At 71.9% G+C, this 17,812-nt stretch carries 17 protein-coding genes and 2 pseudogenes; 8 read left to right on the forward strand and 11 right to left on the reverse strand.

Annotation, left to right across the window (positions count from 1 at the left end):
• Nucleotides 1-55: 55 nt before the first annotated feature.
• A complete protein-coding gene (locus OG214_RS18535; RefSeq protein ID WP_405985347.1) occupies nucleotides 56-1,081 on the reverse strand; it encodes a helix-turn-helix transcriptional regulator in 1,026 nt (341 codons plus the stop codon).
• A gap of 128 nt (nucleotides 1,082-1,209) precedes the next feature.
• Between OG214_RS18535 and OG214_RS18540 the strand changes: the two genes are divergently transcribed.
• Nucleotides 1,210-1,968, forward strand: coding sequence for an NIPSNAP family protein (locus tag OG214_RS18540; RefSeq protein ID WP_405985348.1), 759 nt, complete (start codon nucleotides 1,210-1,212; stop codon nucleotides 1,966-1,968).
• 151 nt (nucleotides 1,969-2,119) lie between these two features.
• Here the strand turns inward: OG214_RS18540 and OG214_RS18545 are convergent, their stop codons facing one another.
• Nucleotides 2,120-2,713, reverse strand: coding sequence for a TetR/AcrR family transcriptional regulator (locus OG214_RS18545; protein WP_405985349.1), 594 nt, complete (start codon nucleotides 2,711-2,713; stop codon nucleotides 2,120-2,122).
• A 142-nt stretch (nucleotides 2,714-2,855) separates the two neighbouring features.
• On the opposite strand from OG214_RS18545, the gene OG214_RS18550 reads away from it, so the two are divergent.
• The 3 genes from OG214_RS18550 to OG214_RS18560 all read left to right on the forward strand — a co-directional run bounded on the left by OG214_RS18550 (nucleotide 2,856) and on the right by OG214_RS18560 (nucleotide 4,624).
• Nucleotides 2,856-3,608, forward strand: coding sequence for an SDR family oxidoreductase (locus OG214_RS18550; RefSeq protein ID WP_365903342.1), 753 nt, complete (start codon nucleotides 2,856-2,858; stop codon nucleotides 3,606-3,608).
• 170 nt (nucleotides 3,609-3,778) lie between these two features.
• Nucleotides 3,779-4,126 carry a VOC family protein gene (locus OG214_RS18555; RefSeq protein WP_363080909.1) on the forward strand — a complete coding sequence of 116 codons (348 nt, stop codon included), beginning with the start codon at nucleotides 3,779-3,781 and terminating at the stop codon, nucleotides 4,124-4,126.
• An 18-nt stretch (nucleotides 4,127-4,144) separates the two neighbouring features.
• Complete coding sequence (locus OG214_RS18560) at nucleotides 4,145-4,624, forward strand: nitroreductase/quinone reductase family protein (protein WP_405985350.1); 480 nt, start codon at nucleotides 4,145-4,147, stop codon at nucleotides 4,622-4,624.
• Here OG214_RS18560 and OG214_RS18565 read toward each other — a convergent pair.
• From OG214_RS18565 to OG214_RS18600, 8 genes and pseudogenes are all read right to left on the reverse strand, one after another.
• The gene (locus OG214_RS18565) at nucleotides 4,611-5,816 is read right to left on the reverse strand and encodes a DUF2201 family putative metallopeptidase (RefSeq protein WP_405987543.1); all 1,206 of its coding nucleotides are present in this window, start codon (nucleotides 5,814-5,816) and stop codon (nucleotides 4,611-4,613) included. The genes OG214_RS18560 and OG214_RS18565 overlap by 14 nt on opposite strands.
• Before the next feature lie 191 nt (nucleotides 5,817-6,007).
• Nucleotides 6,008-7,447 (reverse strand): sigma 54-interacting transcriptional regulator, encoded by a 1,440-nt coding sequence (locus OG214_RS18570; RefSeq protein ID WP_405985351.1) that lies wholly within the window; start codon nucleotides 7,445-7,447, stop codon nucleotides 6,008-6,010.
• A 108-nt stretch (nucleotides 7,448-7,555) separates the two neighbouring features.
• Nucleotides 7,556-9,166 carry a hypothetical protein gene (locus OG214_RS18575; protein WP_405985352.1) on the reverse strand — a complete coding sequence of 537 codons (1,611 nt, stop codon included), beginning with the start codon at nucleotides 9,164-9,166 and terminating at the stop codon, nucleotides 7,556-7,558.
• Nucleotides 9,167-9,336: 170 nt separating this feature from the next.
• Nucleotides 9,337-10,281, reverse strand: a pseudogene (gene cdgB / locus OG214_RS18580) (diguanylate cyclase CdgB); the annotation flags it as partial.
• A 222-nt stretch (nucleotides 10,282-10,503) separates the two neighbouring features.
• A pseudogene (locus OG214_RS18585) lies at nucleotides 10,504-11,130 on the reverse strand (caspase domain-containing protein); the annotation flags it as partial.
• Nucleotides 11,114-11,599, reverse strand: a complete 486-nt coding sequence (locus OG214_RS18590; protein ID WP_405985353.1) for an effector-associated constant component EACC1 — start codon at nucleotides 11,597-11,599, stop codon at nucleotides 11,114-11,116. The pseudogene OG214_RS18585 and the gene OG214_RS18590, both read right to left, overlap by 17 nt.
• Before the next feature lie 249 nt (nucleotides 11,600-11,848).
• Nucleotides 11,849-12,631, reverse strand: coding sequence for an ABC transporter permease (locus tag OG214_RS18595; protein WP_363080914.1), 783 nt, complete (start codon nucleotides 12,629-12,631; stop codon nucleotides 11,849-11,851).
• Nucleotides 12,628-13,794: an ATP-binding cassette domain-containing protein gene (locus OG214_RS18600; RefSeq protein ID WP_405985354.1), complete on the reverse strand. Its 1,167-nt coding sequence runs from the start codon at nucleotides 13,792-13,794 to the stop codon at nucleotides 12,628-12,630. The genes OG214_RS18595 and OG214_RS18600 overlap by 4 nt, the downstream gene beginning before the upstream one ends.
• Before the next feature lie 64 nt (nucleotides 13,795-13,858).
• Between OG214_RS18600 and OG214_RS18605 the strand changes: the two genes are divergently transcribed.
• The 4 genes from OG214_RS18605 to OG214_RS18620 all read left to right on the forward strand — a co-directional run bounded on the left by OG214_RS18605 (nucleotide 13,859) and on the right by OG214_RS18620 (nucleotide 16,604).
• The gene (locus OG214_RS18605; protein WP_363080915.1) at nucleotides 13,859-14,587 is read left to right on the forward strand and encodes a TetR/AcrR family transcriptional regulator; all 729 of its coding nucleotides are present in this window, start codon (nucleotides 13,859-13,861) and stop codon (nucleotides 14,585-14,587) included.
• 174 nt (nucleotides 14,588-14,761) lie between these two features.
• Nucleotides 14,762-15,745, forward strand: coding sequence for a DUF4232 domain-containing protein (locus OG214_RS18610; RefSeq protein WP_405985355.1), 984 nt, complete (start codon nucleotides 14,762-14,764; stop codon nucleotides 15,743-15,745).
• Between the two features lie 141 nt (nucleotides 15,746-15,886).
• On the forward strand, nucleotides 15,887-16,156 hold the full coding sequence (locus OG214_RS18615; RefSeq protein ID WP_405985356.1) for a type II toxin-antitoxin system Phd/YefM family antitoxin: 270 nt from the start codon (nucleotides 15,887-15,889) through the stop codon (nucleotides 16,154-16,156).
• The gene (locus OG214_RS18620; protein ID WP_405985357.1) at nucleotides 16,146-16,604 is read left to right on the forward strand and encodes a type II toxin-antitoxin system VapC family toxin; all 459 of its coding nucleotides are present in this window, start codon (nucleotides 16,146-16,148) and stop codon (nucleotides 16,602-16,604) included. The genes OG214_RS18615 and OG214_RS18620 overlap by 11 nt, the downstream gene beginning before the upstream one ends.
• Before the next feature lie 137 nt (nucleotides 16,605-16,741).
• On the opposite strand, the gene OG214_RS18625 is transcribed toward OG214_RS18620, so the two are convergent.
• The gene (locus OG214_RS18625) at nucleotides 16,742-17,524 is read right to left on the reverse strand and encodes a polysaccharide deacetylase family protein (protein WP_363080919.1); all 783 of its coding nucleotides are present in this window, start codon (nucleotides 17,522-17,524) and stop codon (nucleotides 16,742-16,744) included.
• Nucleotides 17,525-17,812 lie beyond the last annotated feature (288 nt).

Below are 17,812 nucleotides of genomic sequence, written 5' to 3' on the forward strand. Positions count from 1 at the left end.
ACATGATCCCCGACCTGGGTCTCCGTGTTGTTCAGACCTGTTCAGGCCTCTTACGTCATGTCTGCGCCCGGTCGGTCGGATATCCCTGCCTCGGTCCCGCCGGGGCTATGTGTCCATAGGTCCGGGCGAGTGCGTGCACCGTGGCAGCCATGGCCTGCCGGAGTTCTTGCGGCGCGACGACCTCGACGTCGATACCGAGCCGTAGCAGTTCCCCGCACGCGTGCTCGGTGCTCTCGGTCGGGATGACGGCCTCGCTCCAGCCGTCATCGCCGACCGCGGTCGCGGTGGCGGCGAATGCCCGTACCACCTCAGGGGGGACGTTGGCAGCCAGGCGCTCGCGTCCCCTCGGCGACAGCCGGATGGTGGCGGTGCCCGTATAACGACGCGCTTGGAAGCCGTCCAGGTAGGACGACCAGTACTCGCCCAGGACGAAGTCCTCCGGCCGTTCGAAGCGTTCATCGCTCAGAACCGCGTCGAGGACCTGGGTGATCCGGTAGGTGGCGGTCCGGCCCTTGGCCGCGGCCACGAGGTACCAGGTGCCGGACTTGAGCACCAGGCCATAGGGATACAGCCGGCGGTCCACCTCTTGCGGTTCGCGCCAGCGGCGGTACCGCACGTCCACCGCTCGCCGGCTGAACACCGCGTCCACGAGCAGGGGCAGATACGGGGTCGCCTCGGCTTCCCGGTACCAACCCGGAGCATCCAGGTGGAACACCGCGTCGGTCCGCGTCGCCTCCTCGCGCATGTCCGCGGGCAGAGCGGCCAGCAACTTCAGCCGCGTCGCGGCCACTTCCTCGGCGAGCCCCAGATCGGCGGCGGGTGTGGGCAGTCCCGCGAGGAAGAGCACCCTGGCCTCGCGCTCGCTCAGCCCGGTGAGACGGGTGCGGTAACCGTCGAGCAGCTGATAGCCGCCGGTGCGGCCCTGCTCGGCGTAGACCGGGACCCCGGTGGCCTGCAGACGGTCCAGGTCGCGGTAGGCGGTACGCACGGAGACCCCCAGCTCATCGGCCAGCCGTCGTGCCGACATACGGCCACGGGTCTGGAGCAACAGCAGCATCGACAGCAACCGGTCGGCAGACATACGAGGATTCTGCTCCGAAACACTGACAGGTACTGGCACACCCGGGCCCTACCGTCTGACCGAGGTCGGTCCACCCGCCTCGAAGCGTGAGAAGAACGGCTCGAAGTGTGAGAAGAACGGAATCCGCTGTGCCCAGAACCGACCCCGCCACCCACCCCGCTGTGATCGAGCTGCGCCAGTACACCCTGCGCCCAGGCCGGCGGGACGAGCTCATCGAGCTGTTCGACCGGGAGTTCGTCGAAACGCAGGAAGAGACCGGGATGATCGTCCTCGGTCAGTTCCGCGACCTCGACGATCCGGACCGTTTCGTCTGGCTGCGCGGCTTCACCGACATGGAGACCCGGCGGGAGGCCCTGTCTGCCTTCTACGGCGGGCCGGTCTGGGCCGCGCACGGCCCACAGGCCAACGCCACCATGGTCGATTCCGACAATGTCCTGCTGCTGCGGCCCCTGCCGGCCTGGCGAAGCTTCGCGGTGACCCCGTCCGAACGGGTGACCCCGTCCGACCGGCGGCGGCCAGGCGCCACGGCACCGGACCGGATCGTGGCCGCCGTCCTGTGGCACTTCCCTCCGAACACCCACGACGGCATCGGACTGATCCAGGACGGTCTCGTCCCGCTGCTGCGGCAGACCGGGCCCGCACCATTCGCCGTACTCACCACGGAGACGGCGGCCAACACATTTCCCAGGCTCCCGGTCCGCACCGGGGAGAACGTCGTCGCGCTCTTCACCTCGTACCCGAACGAGAACGCTCACCGCCGCCACCTCGCCGATGCGATGGCCCATCCCCTCGTACGGGACGAGATCCTTCCGGACATCGAGCGGGCGCAGACCGCGGCCCCCCAGCTCCTGCGGCTGGCGCCCACCGTCCGCTCACTCATCCGCTGAGGGAACGGGGCGCCCTCCAGAGGTAACGGCGCGCCCTCGCTCCGTCGGCCGAAGGTAACCGGGTGCCCTCGCTCCGTCGGTGGGATGACCAGCGGGATCACCCGCTTCCGGCCGCCACCGGGCGCTGTTGTCGACCCGGCCAGGGGGCGGCTCAATCCGGGATCGCGGCGTTCACCACAACGGCCGCCAGGGCGCGGGCCGCGTTTTCGGCGCTGGGGTCGCGGTCCATCCAGGCGCTGATGCCGGCGCCGTCGTAGAGCAGGACCATCTGCTGCGCGAGTGATCTGGCGTCGGTGGCGCCGGCCTGCTTGGCCAGGTCCTGGAAGAGGTCGTGCAGCCACGCGCGGTAGTCCTGGGCGGCCCGGTCGACCACGCCTCCGGGCGGGGCGTCGGAGCTGGCGCTGACGAACGCGCAGCCACGGAAGCCCGGCTCGGTGAAGGACAGCCCCTGCACCTCGAAGGCGCCGATCAGACGCTCCTTCGGGGTGTCGTAGCGCGCTCGCAGCTCGCGCTCCATCCGCTCGGCGGTGGCCGCGTGGCGGGCCTGGAGATAGGCCCTGACGAGGCCGTCCTTGTTTCCGAACGCGCTGTAGAGCGTCGCCTTGGCGACCCCGGCGCGCTCGATGACCCGATCGATCCCGACCGACTGCACGCCCTCGGCGTAGAACAACTCGTTGGCCGCCGCCAGCAGTCGCGCCCGCGCGGCAGCACTGCGTTCCTTGGGAGAAGGCAGCTTTTCAGACATAGCCCCCACCCTAACAGACCGATCTGTCTGTCTGGAAGGAGGACCTTTGGCGTTGACATAGCCAGACAGGTCTGTCTACCTTCTTCTTGCCAGACAGACCTGTCTGACTTCTATTCTCGAAAGGTAGTCTTCCATGCCTTCCATGTCCGCACAGAGCGCCGCCTCCGACTCCCGCCCCCTGACCGCGCGTCGGGCGCTGGTCACCGGCGCCACCTCCGGCATCGGCCGGGCCATCGCCAACCGGCTGGCCGCCGACGGCCTCTCCGTCGTCGTGGCGGGCCGCAGCACTCAGCGCGGCGCCGAGACCGTGGCGGAGATCGCCGCGGCCGGCGGCCAGGCCCGGTTCGTCGCCGTCGACCTCACCACCCCGGACGGCGCGAGCCGGCTGGCTGCCGAGGTGGGCGAGATCGACGTACTGGTCAACAACGCCGGGGTGTCGTTCTGGGCGCCGACCGAGGAGCTGAAGCCGGCCGACTACGACGCCATGTTCGACGGCAACGTCCGCGCGCCCTTCTTCCTGGTGGCCGCCTTCGCCCCGGCGATGGCCGCGAGGGGGTCGGGCAGCGTGATCAACATCGGCAGCATGGCCGGCAGTCTCGGCCTCGCCACCGGTGCGGCCTACGGCGCGACCAAGGCCGCGCTGGCCTCGCTGACCCAGAGCTGGACGGCCGAGTACAGCGCCCGCGGTGTCCGCTTCAACACCGTGGCCCCCGGCCCGGTCTACACCCGGCCCGAAGGCCGTGAACTGTTCGACGCGCTGGGCGCGACCACCGCGATGAAGCGCGCCGCCGAGCCCGCCGAGATCGCCGAGGTGGTCGCCTTCCTGGCCTCGCCGAAGGCCAGTTACGTCACCGGTGCAACGGTCGCCGTGGACGGCGGCCGGACCGCGATCTGAGCAGACTCCCGGAGCCCGGAGCCCGGAGCCCGGAGCCCCGGAGAGCGGAGACCGGCTCCCGGATCCCGGAGCCGGAGCCCGGATCCTGCTCCCGGATCCCGACTCCCTGCTCCCGACTCCCCCACCCGACCTCAAATCATGAGTCCGCTTCACCCCGAGGAGTAACGATCATGAGTAGCACCCTGTACAGCCTGAGCGTCGACACCGCAGACGCCGCCAACTTGGCCCGCTTCTGGGCGGACGCGTTGGGGCGGCAGGTCGCCCCCGGCGCGAGCGCCGAGTTCGCCGCGATCGACCCGGCGGAGGGCGTGCCGAGGTTGAGCTTCCACCAGGTTCCCGAGCCGAAGTCGGTGAAGAACCGGCTCCATCTCGACCTGGTCACCACCGAGTTCGAGGCCGAGTCGGAGCGGCTGACCGCACTCGGCGCGACCCCGCTGAACGACGTCGACAAGGGCACGGTGCGCTGGACCACCTTCGCCGACCCCGAGGGCAATGAGTTCGACCTGGTCGCGGGCTGAGAGCGGAGGAGCGCCGACATGGAGTACGAGCCCAGCCCGAGCGAGCGCGTTCGGGAGCAGGTGGCACGGTACGAGGCGACCGGCGGGCGCGAGGGCGGCACGCTGGAGGGCCGTCCGGTGGTCATCCTGACCAGCAGGGGCGCGAAGTCCGGCAAGGTCAGGAAGACCCCGCTGATCCGGATCGAGCAGGACGGCGTCTACGCGGTGACGGCCTCCGCCGCCGGGGCGCCGGCCCACCCGGCCTGGTACTGGAACGTACTGGCCGACCCGCGGGTGCGGTTGCCGCCAGGACGAGATCAAGGCGCAAGGCATCAAGGACGCGCTCGACCGGGACTGCCGTTCCTGCGGGGCAGGAGCCGGCGAAATCCGCCGTACGGCCGGTGGGCCGGCTCGCGCCCCACATTTCCTCCGGGCCACCGACGCGGAATCGCCGTACCACCGGACTTACGGCATCCGCTGAGACGATCCGGGCGTTGCCCGATTCTCAGGGAATGGTGACGACACGCGCCCAGGGCGGCGGGGTGTCCGGGGTGTAGTCGGGGTTTTCCTCGTCCACCGCGCGCGCTTGACGGGGGAAGAGTCCGACAACGGTGCGGCAGGGCGGCTGCGCCGAGGGCCACGGTGTCTGACCGTCCGTCAGGGCGACGATCACGTCCGGGCGGGGGCGGGAGCGGAGGGCCCGCGCGAAACCTGAGCGCAGATCCGTTCCCCCACCGCCGACCAGTTCGATGTTCTCGGCGCGGCAGAGCGGGACGGCGACCCCGGCCGCCGCGTCGCAGGAGATCACCGACACCAGGTCGCGCCGCCCGCCCACCGCCCGCGAGATCGCCGCCACCTCCAGCAGCGCGCTGCCCAGCTCGGCATCGCTCACCGACCCGGAGGTGTCGATCACGACGCAGACCCGGGGCGGTGTACGGCGCAGGCTCGGCAGCAGCACGCCGGGGACACTGACCGAACGCCGGGACGGACGCCGGTAGCTGTGGTTCTCGCCCGCCCCCGGCGCACTCGCCGCGGAGCGGACCGCCGCCCCCAGCAGCTTCCGCCATGGCTGCGGTGGATGGAACACCTCGTCGGCCCACCGGCGCCATCCCTCCGGAGCTTCGCCCGGCCGGCCCCTGATCCCCTCGGCGACCCGGAAGCGGACCGCGTCCCGCTGCTGCTTGCTGAGCCCGTGCGCCCCGTCGGGTCCCAGCTCCCATGGCCGCTCCTGCCCGTCGGCCCCACTGCCGCAGTCCAGCCAGGCCAGATCACCGGTGAGCCCCGACATCGACGCCGTGCGCAGGTACTCCTCCATCAGCAGCCCGTCGGTCAGCCGCAGCAGCGACGGGAGCACCGCCCCGGCGGGCAGCGGCAGACCGTCACCGTAGATGTCGTCGTTGATCTCGAAGTCGGCGGCGATGTTCCGCCGCAGCCGCGCGCCCGGCCCGTACTCCTCGTGCTCCCGCGCATACCGCTCGCCCCGCCCGTGGTGGTCCCGGAGCAGATGGGAGACCTCGTGCACCCAGACGCCCGCCAGCTCCTCCACCGGCATGCGCGCCACGAAGCCGGGGGAGACGTAGCAGCGCCAGTGTGCGTCCACCGCCATCGTCGGCACCGACCGGTCCTCCACCACGTGCAGCGCGAAGAGCGCGCTCGCGAGGTAGGGCCGGACCTTCACCGCGTGCAGCCGGGCGGCCAGCAGTTTCTCCATGTCCAGCGGCAGTCCGGGCGGGCCGTACGGTGTGCCGGAGCCGTACGGTGTGCCGGAGCCGGCCGGTGGCTTCGGTACGGTGGCCCGCACCGGGCGCGGCGGCGCGGGCCGGGCCATCGGGCGCGGCAGAGGGTGCTGCTTCGCGCCTCCCGTCGACGCGGGGCGCGGCAGAGGGTGCTTCGCGCCCCCCGTCATCGGCGTACCCCCGTCGCACGCCGGGCGTCGGCCGCCGCCGCGACCCGCCCCACCGACCGGTCCGCCCGCCGGGCGAGACCGATCACCCCGACCAGCCGCTCCACCGCCTCCGGCACCTCCCAGTCGTCGCGCCGCAGCGACGCCAGCGCCGTGGCGGGAGCGACCAGCAGGTCGGGGGCGCCGGTCTCCAGCGCCCGGACCAGCACCGCCCAGCCCGCCTCCCACCGTGCCCGCTCGGGCCGCGCCCCGACGGCGGCCACCACCGCCTCCAGCGTGGCCTGCCGCAGATCGCCACGCTCCGGCAGCTCGGCGGAGGCCGGATCGGCGAGCAGCGACTCCGGGTCCGGCAGGTCCATCCGGTCCAGATGGGCGAGGAGTTCGAGTCCCGGCCCGTCCCCCACCGTGCCCCGCACCAGCAGTGCCAGCACTTCCCGGGAGACGGAGGCCGCCGTGCCGAAGGCGAGCAGGGCCAACGCGGCCTCCCAGCTCCGGGGCGAGGGCCAGGCCCCGCCGCGCCGCGTCTCCGTGCTGGGCAACCGGTGGATCAGCGTCGGACGGGCCGCCAGGAAACCGCAGACCGCGCGCCGGGCGAAAGCCACCGCCTCCGGCAGCCGCTCGGGCGCCAGCCGGGGCAGCTCCGCCCGGGGCCAGACCCCGCCCAGTCCGCGCACCACCACCTCCCGGTCGTGCACCCAGTACAGATGGACGAACCGGTTGGCCAGCGGCGGACTCAGCTCCCATCCGTCCGCCGCCGACGCGCTCGGATTGGCCGCGGCCACGATCCGTACGTCCGGCGGCAGACTCAGCGCACCGACCTTCCGCTCCAGGACGACACGGAGCAGCGCGGCCTGGACGGCCGGGGTGGCGGTGGAGAGTTCGTCCAGGAAGAGCAGCCCCCGCCCGGCCCGTACCAGTTCGACGGCCCACTGCGGCGGCGCCATCGGCACCCCCTGCACCGCCGGGTCGTCGCCGACGATGGGCAGCCCGGAGAAGTCGGTCGGCTCGTGGACGCTGGCGATCACGGTCGTCAGCGGCAGGTCGAGGGAGGTGGCGAGCTGCGTCAGGGCGGCGGTCTTGCCGATGCCCGGCTCGCCCCAGAGCAGCACGGGCAGGTCGGCCGCGACGGCCAGGGTGAGCGCTTCGAGCTGCTCGTCGGGGCGCGGCTCGGTGGTGGTCGTGCGCAGGAGGGCCAGGAGGTCGTCGGCGACGGCGAGTTGGGCGCCGGCGAGTTGAGTGCCGACGAGTTGGGTGCCGACGAGTTGGGTGCCGACGAGTTGGGTGTCGGTTCCGGATCGGCCGACGGAGGTGGGTGTTGAAGCGTCGGCGGCCGGGACCGGGCCGGCCCCGGGAACGGGAGCGGGAGCCGGAGCGGGAACAGGCGCGGGAGCAGGTACGGAAGCCGGAGCCGGAGCGGGCAGGAAGGTACTGGAGGGCATGGGCATCACCTTGGGTGGGATGAGGGATCGGGACGGCCCGTCCCGGACGACAGGGGCGTGCGGCGCGGAATGCGCCGTGCGAGCACCGGACTCAGATGGGACGGCCGGTCAGCCGGCACTCAGGTTCATGCCCGTACGGGGCCGGGCCCGGCTGCTCTGCTTGAGGCGCATCGCGGGAGGCGTACGGTGGTCGAGTCGGGGGCGGTGGCCCGCCTCCGCGTGCCTCGGGTCCGAGGCCTTTCCGCCCGCCGCCGAACCGGCACCGGGATGCACGGCGACCAACCCCGAGCGGAAGAGCCCGTGGTCGACGCGGCGGGCCGCGGCCGACTCCAGTTCCTCCCGCAGCGGCCCCTCGCGCAGGACCGCACCGGGACCGAGCAGCCCCTCGACCACGGCCAGGGCCCCGGCGATGTCACCGTGGCCCAGTCGCTCCCGGACCGCGGGCAGTGCCTCGGGGTTACGGTGCACCTCGTCGATCGCCCGCAGGCAGGGCAGCGCGGGGCCGCCGAGCGCCACCAGCAGCTCTTCCCGGCGCAGTTGTGCCGGGTCGTGATCGATCGCCGTGAGTGTCCCGTCCCGCAGCGCTATCCGGTGGTCTTCACCCCGGCACTCCACCCGGTGCGGATCGCCGGGCCGGCGGACGGACCCGGCCGCCGGCCCCGAACTGGACAACACCGCCGAACTGGACGACACCGTTGGGCCGGACGACAGCGCTGAGCCGGACTCCGCCGCTGGGCCGGACACCGCCAATGCCTTGGCGACGAGCGGATGCAGCCGATCGGTCGCGATCAGCCCGGCCCGCAGCAGCTCCAGGTCCGGAAGGACGCGGGCCGCCGCCTCCGGCAGCACCGGAAGCACCGCGACCTCCTGTGGCGGCAGCGTTTCCCGCAGCGGCCGGAACGTCGGGGTATGGCTGTCGTCGGGGGCGACGAGTTCGAGCACGGCGCGGCTCCGCGCACCGAGCCGCACGGTGAAGGCCCCGCGAGGGCGGCCCTCGGCCCCCAACAGCAGCTCGGCCTCGGCGGCCCACCGTGCCGACGCCCACGAGCAGTCGTGGACGGCGGACCGATCGGACAGGTCCGGCACGCCCGGCCGGGCCGGTGTGCGGGGCAGGCCGGGCGACGCCATGGACAGTGCCACGCCCGCACCGCACCGCCGCGCCAGTTCGCCGCTCCGCTCGGAATCCCAGAGATGCCGGTGCAGGTCGAGCCGGAAACGCCGGTCGGGATGCGGGTGCGGGTGCGGGTGCGGGTGCGGATACGAGTACGTACGCGGCCGGTGCCCGGGAGCGCCGTCCCCGGACTCCTCCCACAGGGCCAGGGATATCCGCTGTCCGGCGTCCGCCCAGGCCGGCGGTGTCCGCGCCACCAGCTGGAACGGCGTGGCGCCGGAACTCCCGTAACGGGCCAGGGAGATGGTCAGGCCGGGCCGGAGCCGCCCGTCGGGGGCGATCCGGGGCATGTGCCAGCGGAGCAGATCCGGCGCCAGCCGGCGCAGATCCGCACGGAGGCGGGTGAGGAGACCGGTGCCGTGGCGGTCGCGCACGGCGCGCAGATCGAGATCGACGTCGACCCGGGCGGCGGCGCATGCCCCGGCCCAGTCGCCGACCGCACGCCGTGCGGTCGCGGTCTCGATCATGGACGGTGGCACGGCGTACTCACGCACGCGCTGCCACATCAGCAGGTGGGCCGGAATCGTGTTCGCGAAGTGATGTGCCATCAGCACTCACCTTGCGCGGACGATTCCCCCGATCTGTGCGAGGAGAAGTTCATCATCCCGGGGATCATAAGCACCGCGACGTGGATCTGTCAGTACGTTTCAGCAGCCCCGGTGCCCCCGACGCCGCCGGTGCCACCGGTGCCACCGATGCCGCCGATGCCGCCCGGAGCCCTGCGGTCCTCGATGTCCTCGACGTGGGTCAGCAGATAGCGGGGCCCGTCCACGGTGTCCGCGACAACGGAGTTACGCATGGACACCCAGACGTACGAGCCGTCGCGCGAGCTGTCGCGCCGCTTGAGGCGCAATTCGGCGCGGCCGCCCTCGGCCGAGGTGCGGAGCAGGGTCCCGATGTCCTCGGGGTGCACGAGATCGGAGAACGAGTACCGGCGCATCGCGGACGCGGGCCGGCCGAGCAGCCGGCACAGCGCGTCATTGGCCCGCACGATCCGGCCGTGCTGATCGCCCCCCATCTCGGCGATGGCCATGCCGCTGGGCGCGTACTCGAACGCCTGCCGGAACGACTCCTCACTCGCGCGCAGCGCCTGCTGCTCCCGCTCCAGGCGCACCAGGGCCCGCTGCATGTTCCCGCGCAGCCGGGCGTTGCTGACGGCGACCGCGGCATGGGCCGCGTAGACCTGGAGTGCCTCCCGGCCCCATGGGCCAGGGCGGCGCCCGTTGCGCGGCCGGTCGACCGATATGACGCCGAGGAGTTCCTCCTCACCCTCCCTCGGCAGATACATCGGTGCGAACAGCCGGTCGGCGGGGTGCCATTCGTCCTCGAACTGAGGTGCCGGTCCTTCGGTGTGCCACTGCGGTACGTCGTCGTTGTCGAGGACCCAGCCCTCGGTGTGCGGGATGAAGCGGAGGGAGCCCCACAGCTCACCCATGGTGAGGCGGCGGTCCCAGGAGGCGCGCGAGCCCACTCTGCCGGTGATCAGGGCCTCGGCGGCAGGGCTGCCGGAGAAGGCGGCGACCACGAGGTCACCGTCCGGGCGGACCAGATTGATGGCGGCGAGTTCGTATCCGAGTCCCGCGACGACGCCGTCGGCGACGGACTGAAGGGTGTCGGCGAGGCTCCGCGCGGGCGACACCTGGGTGATGAGCTGGTCGAGCAGGCTCCGGAGGCTGGCGAGCCGGACATACGGTTCCGACTCGGTGGCGGTCGACTCGGCGTGGCCCCCGGCGGTCGCCTGTGCCGAGGTCCAGTTGTCCCAGCCGCGCTGCGCGGTCGCGGCCACCGGCCGGAAAGCCGTGTTGCGAAGGAAGGGTGCCTTGCCCAGACTGTCACGGCAGAGCCGGTGCGGCTCGGGCAGCGCCTTCAGACCGAGTTCCACCCGCAGCCGCTGGTAGATCGTGTCCAGATCGAGGAATTCGCCGCCCTCCAGGACACCGTCCTTGATCAGTCTGATCAGTTCGCCCGTGAACGCGGTGAACCGCTCGCCGGGCGGAGACACCGCGACCGCGTTCTCGGCGGCGGCTGCGAGCAGATAGGTGCCCTCGACCTCCAGTTCGGCGCCGGCGGACTGGGTGCCGAAGGTGCGCGCGCTGTAGCAGCAGTCGGCGATGAGGATCCGCCGGGCGGCGGGGCTGTGCTCGATCGACCGGCGGATCCATTCGTGAGGGACGGCCGTGTCGTGCACGGACATCCGGTCGCTGTCCCCGACGGCCAGGTGCAGTTGGCCCGTCCTCGGTTCGATCAGCCCGTGCCCCGCGTAGTACACGAGCAGGGTGTCCTTGGCGGCTTCCGCCGCCTCCGCCACGGACTTGGAGAGCTGACGCGGCGTCTGTGGGTCGAGGACCAGATGGCAGTTCTCCGGAGGAAGCCCCCAGATGTCCTGCTGCGCGAAGAGATCCGCGAGGGTCCTCACCCCGTTCTCGACGGCGGGCAGATCGTGGAGCGTGTCGAAGGCACCGACTCCTATGAGCACCGCGTGCGAGGTCGCGGGGTCAGGCGGGTTCGCCACGCCCGTCCCCTTGCGCGTCGGTACGGGTCCGGTCGTCCTGACCGCCGGTCCGGTCGTCTCGACCGTCCGTCCCGCCGTTAGTCCCGCCCTCGGTGCCGGCCTCGGTCCCGCCGTCGGTGCCACCGTCGGTCAGGGACTCCAGCAGGCGCCGCGTTTCCTCGGGCGAGGAGTCGGAGATGGTGACCCTGGCGCCGTCGGGGCGTTCCACCGTGACGACCAGCTGCCCTGGCCGTGTCGCGCGCCAAGCGGCCAGGGACAGGGCGAGCGAGGCGGCGCTGAAGCCGCTGCTCACCACCAACGAGATCAGGTCGATCACATCGCCCTGAGCTCCCGCCCGGTGCGGCCGTGCCGTGTCGAGTACGGGGCGGGCGTGGCGACGGGCGGCGGGCTCCGCGAGCAGCCAGGTGTGCAGGGACCGCAGTTCGCCCTCCGCCGTATCCCCGTCCCCCAAGCCGACGCCCAGTCTCACCCGCGCCCCCTTCGTCTCCGGCCCGCCCACGACAGCGGGTGGGACAGCTTAGGGCCCAGGGCGCGGAGCACGACATTCCGGTGATCAAGGGAACGGGGATCCCGAGGAGCGCATCGGCCGCCCCGGTCCGGCACCGTTGCCGGGCGCCCGTGCACCATTGCCCGGCACCCGTGCACCGCTGCCCAGCCCTGGCCACTTCCCGGTCCCCCCTGCCCGTTCCGTCGCCCGTTCGGTTGCCCGTTCCGTCGCTCACTCCCGGCTGTCGGCGTACCGCCGTACGGCGAGCGGTACGAAAAGTACGAGCAGCACCAGCGACCAGAGCACCGATCCGGCCACCGGATGCGCCACCGGCCACGCGGCGCCCGCCGTCGGCGCCGTATCGCCGCACAGAACGCGGACGGCCGTGGCGAGCGCGCTGATCGGGTTCCACTCGGCGACCGTACGCAGCCAGTCCGGCAACCCTGCCGTGGGGATGTACGCGTTGGAGAGCAGCGGCAGGACGAAGGTCGCGGCGCCCAGCTGACCGGCCACCTCCTCATTCCGGATGAGCAGTCCGAGACAGGTGCCGAGCCAGTTGGCCGCGAAGCGGAAGAGCAGCAGCAGCCCGAAGGCGCCGACCGCGCCGGGCACCGAGCCGTCGATCCGCCAGCCCACCGCGAGCCCCACCAGAATCAGGGGCACCATCCCGACGGCGGTGGTGAGCAGATCCGCGGCGGTCTGTCCGAGCGGTACGGCGACCCTGCTCATCGGCAACGTCCGGAACCGGTCCATGACTCCGCGCTGTACGTCCTGTGCGGCCTGGAACATCCCGGTCATGATGCCGCCCGCGGCCGTCGAGGCGAGCAGTCCCGGCACCAGGAAGGCGCGGTACTGCTCGCCAGGCGTCGCCAGCGCGCTGCCGAAGACATAGCCGAAGAAGAGCAGCATGTTGATCGGCATGGTCTGGGTGAGGATCACCACGCCCGGCGCGTGCCTGATCCGCTGAAGATGACGTCCGAGGACGGTCCCGGTCTCGTACACGACGGCGCTCATGCCGCGTACCCCTTTCCGTGGTGACGGCGAATGTCCGCGCCGCGGTCCGAGTCGCGGCCGACGGCCGGGTCGGCGGCCGGGTCGACGGCCGGGTCCCGGTCCGTGACCCTGTCCGACGGCCGGTCCGTAGCCCTGCTCCGGTCCGCGCCCACCGGCCGGTCCGTGGCGTGAGCGGCGGCCCCGTCCTCCGGCCGGCCGGTGGCGCGGCCGGTCAGTCGCAGGAAGACCTCGTCGAGTGTCGGCGGGCGCAGACTCGCGTCGGCCACCGGCACACCCGCCGCGTCCAGTTCCCTGACGAGCCGGGGCAGGGTCAGCGCGGGGTCCGTCGCCACGGCTCCCGCCGTACGGCGCTGCCGGTCGAGCACGGGCTCCGCACCGGTCAGCCGGTCGAGCACACCCGCTGCCGTGATGAGCGCCTCCTCGGCGGTCCGGCCCGCCGTCTCCCCGGCGAGCACCACCTCCGCGTACGAGCCGATCAGCGACTTCAGCCCGGCCGGACTGCCCCGATGGGCGGCACGGCCCCGGTCGATCAGCACGATGTCGTCGGCCAGCCGGTCGGCCTCCTCCAGATACTGCGTGGTCAGCAGAACGGTGGTGCCCCGGTCGGCGAGTTCGCGTACGGCGTGCCAGATCTGGTTCCTGCTGTGCGGGTCGAGTCCGGTGGTCGGCTCGTCGAGGAAGAGCACCCGGGGACGGGTCAGCAGACCGGCGGCCAGATCCAGCCGCCGCCGCATCCCGCCCGAGTAGGTCCGTACCGCCCGGTCGGCGGCGTCCGTCAGCTCGAAGCGCTCCAGCAGCTCATCGGCGCGGGCCCGGCCCGCGGCGCCTCTGATACGGAGCAGCCGGGCGAAGAGCCGGAGATTCTCGCGGCCCGTCAACTCGGCGTCCACGGAGGCGTCCTGGCCGGTGACGCCGATCGACCGGCGCACCGCGCCCGGTTCGCGGACCACATCATGTCCGGCGACCAGTGCGGTGCCGGCGTCGGGCGTGGTGAGGGTGGTCAGAATCCGTACGGCGGTGGTCTTGCCCGCGCCGTTCGGTCCGAGCACCCCGCAGACGGTGCCCTCGGCGACGGCGAGATCCAGCCCGCGCAGGGCCTGCACACGGCCGACGCCGAACCGCTTCTCCAGACCTTCACTAAGTACGTCGTACGTAGTTGTCATGCGGCCCACCGTATCTCACTACGTACGTTGTACGTAACTAAGATGGTGGACGAGGTGATGACCGATGGCGGGGCGACCTGCTGAACCCCACGTGATCTGGGCACGTCCGGAGCGGTCCGGCCGCGGTCCCAAACCGGCGTTCAGCCGCGCCGATATCGCGGCGGCGGCCGTCCGTGTCGCCGACGCGGGCGGCATCGACGCCGTGACCATGCGTCATGTCGCCGCCGAACTGGGGTGCGGCACGATGTCGCTGTACAACTACGTGCCGCGCAAGGAGGATCTGTACGAGCTGATGGCCGACCGGGTCGCCGGTGAGTACGACCTGCCCGAGAAGCCGTCCGGGGACTGGCGGGCCGACCTGACCGCCCTCGCGCACCGGGCCCGCGCGATGATGCGGGCGCACCCCTGGATGGCGCGGCTGATGTCGGCGGTCTACGGATTCAGCCCGAACGCGATGCGGTACCTCGAATACAGCCTCACCTGTCTGGACACTCTCGACGTGCCCTACGGCGAGAAGATGGAGCTGGTGGCGATGGTCAACGGCGTCGTGACCACCTATGTCGCCAATGAGCTGCAGACCGCCGAGCGCGCCAAGTCCCTGCCCTGGTCGGCGGAGCAGGAGCACGCCGTACGCATCGCCTACATGGGGCGCGAGATCGCCTCCGGCCGCTACCCCCGGCTGGCGGCGGCGTTCGCGGAGGATTCGGGGCCGATCGATCTGGACGCCGTCTTCGACCGGGCGCTCGCGCGCGTCCTGGACGGTTTCACCACTCGGCGCCCGGAGACCCCCTAGGGCCTCTCGTTTGGACGTTGCCGGGCTCGCGTGCCCTGGCGCACCGCGCCTCCGGTCCGGGTACCGCCCAGGCCATGTCCACCCCTGCGCGACCGCCCATCTTGTAGCACCCCTGTGACCCGCGTTGTGACCCCCATCACGCGTGCAGGGTCAATGACTTGATGAGATGACCGGATGAGCCGACCCACCCCTCTTCGCCCACGCCTCGCCGCGACCGCGCCCTTCCTGGCGGTTCTCGCCGCGATCGCTCCGCTGCTCACGGCCTGCGGGACGGAGAGCGCGGGCGCCGGGAACACCGTCGCGAGCGCGGCCGTACCGCCGACCCGCGCGCAGGTCGACGATCCGGGCAAGGACGGCGTACGGATCACCTCGTTGACCCTCCCGTCGGCTTCCCCGTCGGCTTCCCCCTCGCCCACCCGCAGTTACCCCGTCTCCGCCGAAAGCCTCGGCACCGACCCCGACACGGACTCGGGGGTCGTCGCCGCCTACGAGGTCACCAACGAGGGCGCCGAGACCCTGACCTACTCCGTTGTCTTCACCTTCATGAGCGGTGACGGCGGGGCCGTGACCAACCAGAGCGCGACCGTGCGCGACGTCCGCCCCGGGAAGACCGTGCGGGGCACGGTCCGGGCCGGGGGCCTGCCGCCCGGCGCGCCGCGGATAACGCGGGCCGAGGTGCTCGACGTGACCAAGGTCCCCGCGGGCGAGGCGCCGGCCGAGCCGGGCACATGCCCCGCCTCCGGGATCCGGGTCAGCGCCGACAAGGGCGACGCGGCCATGGGACTGCGCGTCGTGGGTCTGCACCTCGACAACTGCGGCACGCGCCCCTACACCGTCGAGGGCTACCCGCTGCTGGAACTCCTGGACGACGACCGCGAGCCCGTCGACGGCGTCAAGATCCTCGACGGCAGCGGCGAGATCACCACCGGCGCCGGCCCCGACGAGCAGCCCCGGCCCGTCACGCTCAGCCCCGGCGAGTCGGCGACCGCCGGCCTGGTCTGGCGCAACACCACCGAGTCCGGTACGCCGGTGAACGTCCCTTACGTACGGGTCCGGGCGAAGGCCGGCGCCGACCCGGTGACGGTGACCCCGGACCTCGATCTCGGAACCACCGGAAAGCTCGGGGTCAAACCGTGGAAGAAGGCGGACCCCCGGTAGGGCTTCGCCAGGTGATGCCGCAGGGCTGCCGGTGGTGCGCCGCCCCGAGGGCCGGCCGCCCGCCCCTCCGCGCCGGCGGCTCGCGCACCCCCACAGACGAACTCCAGAGCACACGGTGCTACAGGGTGCTACCTTGGAGCGATGACAGCGCAGCCCGAGATCACCCAGCGCGATCTGCGTAGCCGTTCCAAAGAGATCATGGACGCCGTCCAGGGCGGGCAGTCCTTCACCGTCACTCGCGACGGGCATCAGATCGGCGAGCTGATCCCCTTGCGCAGGCGCCGGCGGTTCGTGCCGCGTTCGGAGTTCGCCGCCATGTCCCGCACCGCGTCGGACGTCTCCCTGGAGGCGTTCCGATCCGATCAGGACGCCACGGCCGAGCAGGAGACGGACGACCCCTATGGCCGCTGAATACGCGCAGGGCCTCCTCGACACCAACATCGTGATCCTGCGCAAGTGGCTCGATCCCGGGGAACTCCCTGCCGAGGTCGCGATCAGCGCCATCACCCTGGCCGAACTCTCCGCGGGCCCCCACGAGGTACGCAGGAACGAGGACCAGGGCGACTACGACGAGCACGCGGAACGCGCCCGCCGCCTCGACATCCTGCAACGCGCCGAGAACGAGTTCGATCCGATCCCCTTCGACGCCGAGGCCGCCCGCCTCTACGGCAGAGTCTGCGCAGCCGTGATCAGCACCGGCCGCAAGCCGCGGCGCAGGGTCGCCGACCTCATGATCGCCGCCATCGCCATCGCCGAAGAACTGCCCCTCTTCACCACCAACCCCGACGACTACAAGGGCCTCGACGGCCTCCTCACCCTCGTACCCGTCACCCGCCCCACCGTCCTGCACGACCGGTAGCGCCCACCGCGCGGCGTGGGGCATGGGCATGGGCATGAGCCGAGATGATGGCGATGCCGACGAAGGGCGGGTCGGCGAAGGGCGAACCGGGCTGGTGGCGGGGGTCCGGGGTGGATGTCGGTACCGGTGAGCCTTACCTACCGGACGGGGAAGCCGAAGGAGTACCCCTGTTCCTTCAGCCAGGGCAGCACCTCGCGCAGGGCGGCCACGGTCTGGGAGCGATCGCCTCCCGCGTCGTGGAAGAGGACGGTCGGCCCGTCGGAGATCTCCTTCTTGACGGTGGCGACCATGGTGTCCACGCCGGGGCGCTCGAAGTCTCTGGAGTCGACGTTCCAGCCCAGCGGGCGCATCCCCCGGGACGCGGCGAGCTGCCGGCTGTACGGGGTGAAGGCACCGCCCGGGGCCCGGTAGTACTGCGGCCGGACGCCTCCGGACGCCTTGGTGATCATGCGTTCGGCATCGAGGATTTGCTGGGACTGGTAGGCCTCGGACCGCTTGTCCATGGTGGTGTCGTGCGAGACCGTGTGGTTGCACAGCCGGTGCCCGGCCGCCACGACCGCCTTGACCAGGTCCGGGTACGCCTCGGCCTGCGTGCCCACCATGCAGAACGTGGCCTTCGTACCGCTGTCCTTCAGCAGTCGCAGCACCTGCGGCGTCCAGACCGGGTCCGGTCCGTCGTCGATGGTGATGTTGACGCCCCGGGCGCCGCGGTCCGAGGCGTGCGCGATGTCCGCCGCCACCTTGGCCACTTTCCGGTCCTGGGGCCCGGCGTCCGGCGCTGAGACACGCGCTTGCGGCTGCCGCCCTCCGACGGGGTTGGCCTGCGCGGTCCACACCGAGGTGGCGGCCGCCAGCGTTGTCACTCCGAGCGCCGCCGCGAGAAGCCGGCCGTGCCATCCCCTTCCCTTGTGCCTTGCCATGTCCGCCCGCCCCTTTGCTGTCTCCGCCGATGCCGTGCACCCATGAAGACATACGAACGCCCGTACAAGACCCGCTGTTACTGATCACGGACGAATCCGCAGGGGGCCGACGACAAACGCGGGATTTCCGCGACAGACAAGGGGGCACGGCGGTCTCGGCAAGGACGCGAGGGCACAGGGCCCTGTACCGGAAGGCAACGAAGGCGCGCGCCGTTCCTCGCGGATGCGGCCCCGTCTCAGAATTGACCGACGGGTCGCGTGTGATCCCGGGGCACCCCACCCCGTCCG

The organism is Streptomyces sp. NBC_00872 (assembly GCF_045161915.1).
Classification (GTDB): Bacteria; Actinomycetota; Actinomycetes; order Streptomycetales; family Streptomycetaceae; genus Streptomyces.

Excerpts from the sequence above, each read along its gene's own strand:
- OG214_RS18535 (WP_405985347.1), bottom strand. The coding sequence starts at position 1,081 with ATGTCTGCCGACCGGTTGCTGTCGATGCTGCTGTTGCTCCAGACCCGT.
- OG214_RS18545 (WP_405985349.1), bottom strand. The coding sequence starts at position 2,713 with ATGTCTGAAAAGCTGCCTTCTCCCAAGGAACGCAGTGCTGCCGCGCGG.
- OG214_RS18550 (WP_365903342.1), top strand. The coding sequence starts at position 2,856 with ATGTCCGCACAGAGCGCCGCCTCCGACTCCCGCCCCCTGACCGCGCGT.
- OG214_RS18555 (WP_363080909.1), top strand. The coding sequence starts at position 3,779 with ATGAGTAGCACCCTGTACAGCCTGAGCGTCGACACCGCAGACGCCGCC.
- OG214_RS18560 (WP_405985350.1), top strand. The coding sequence starts at position 4,145 with ATGGAGTACGAGCCCAGCCCGAGCGAGCGCGTTCGGGAGCAGGTGGCA.
- OG214_RS18565 (WP_405987543.1), bottom strand. The coding sequence starts at position 5,816 with ATGGAGAAACTGCTGGCCGCCCGGCTGCACGCGGTGAAGGTCCGGCCC.
- OG214_RS18570 (WP_405985351.1), bottom strand. The coding sequence starts at position 7,447 with ATGCCCTCCAGTACCTTCCTGCCCGCTCCGGCTCCGGCTTCCGTACCT.
- OG214_RS18575 (WP_405985352.1), bottom strand. The coding sequence starts at position 9,166 with ATGGCACATCACTTCGCGAACACGATTCCGGCCCACCTGCTGATGTGG.
- OG214_RS18595 (WP_363080914.1), bottom strand. The coding sequence starts at position 12,631 with ATGAGCGCCGTCGTGTACGAGACCGGGACCGTCCTCGGACGTCATCTT.
- OG214_RS18600 (WP_405985354.1), bottom strand. The coding sequence starts at position 13,794 with ATGACAACTACGTACGACGTACTTAGTGAAGGTCTGGAGAAGCGGTTC.
- OG214_RS18605 (WP_363080915.1), top strand. The coding sequence starts at position 13,859 with ATGGCGGGGCGACCTGCTGAACCCCACGTGATCTGGGCACGTCCGGAG.
- OG214_RS18610 (WP_405985355.1), top strand. The coding sequence starts at position 14,762 with ATGAGCCGACCCACCCCTCTTCGCCCACGCCTCGCCGCGACCGCGCCC.
- OG214_RS18615 (WP_405985356.1), top strand. The coding sequence starts at position 15,887 with ATGACAGCGCAGCCCGAGATCACCCAGCGCGATCTGCGTAGCCGTTCC.
- OG214_RS18620 (WP_405985357.1), top strand. The coding sequence starts at position 16,146 with ATGGCCGCTGAATACGCGCAGGGCCTCCTCGACACCAACATCGTGATC.
- OG214_RS18625 (WP_363080919.1), bottom strand. The coding sequence starts at position 17,524 with ATGGCAAGGCACAAGGGAAGGGGATGGCACGGCCGGCTTCTCGCGGCG.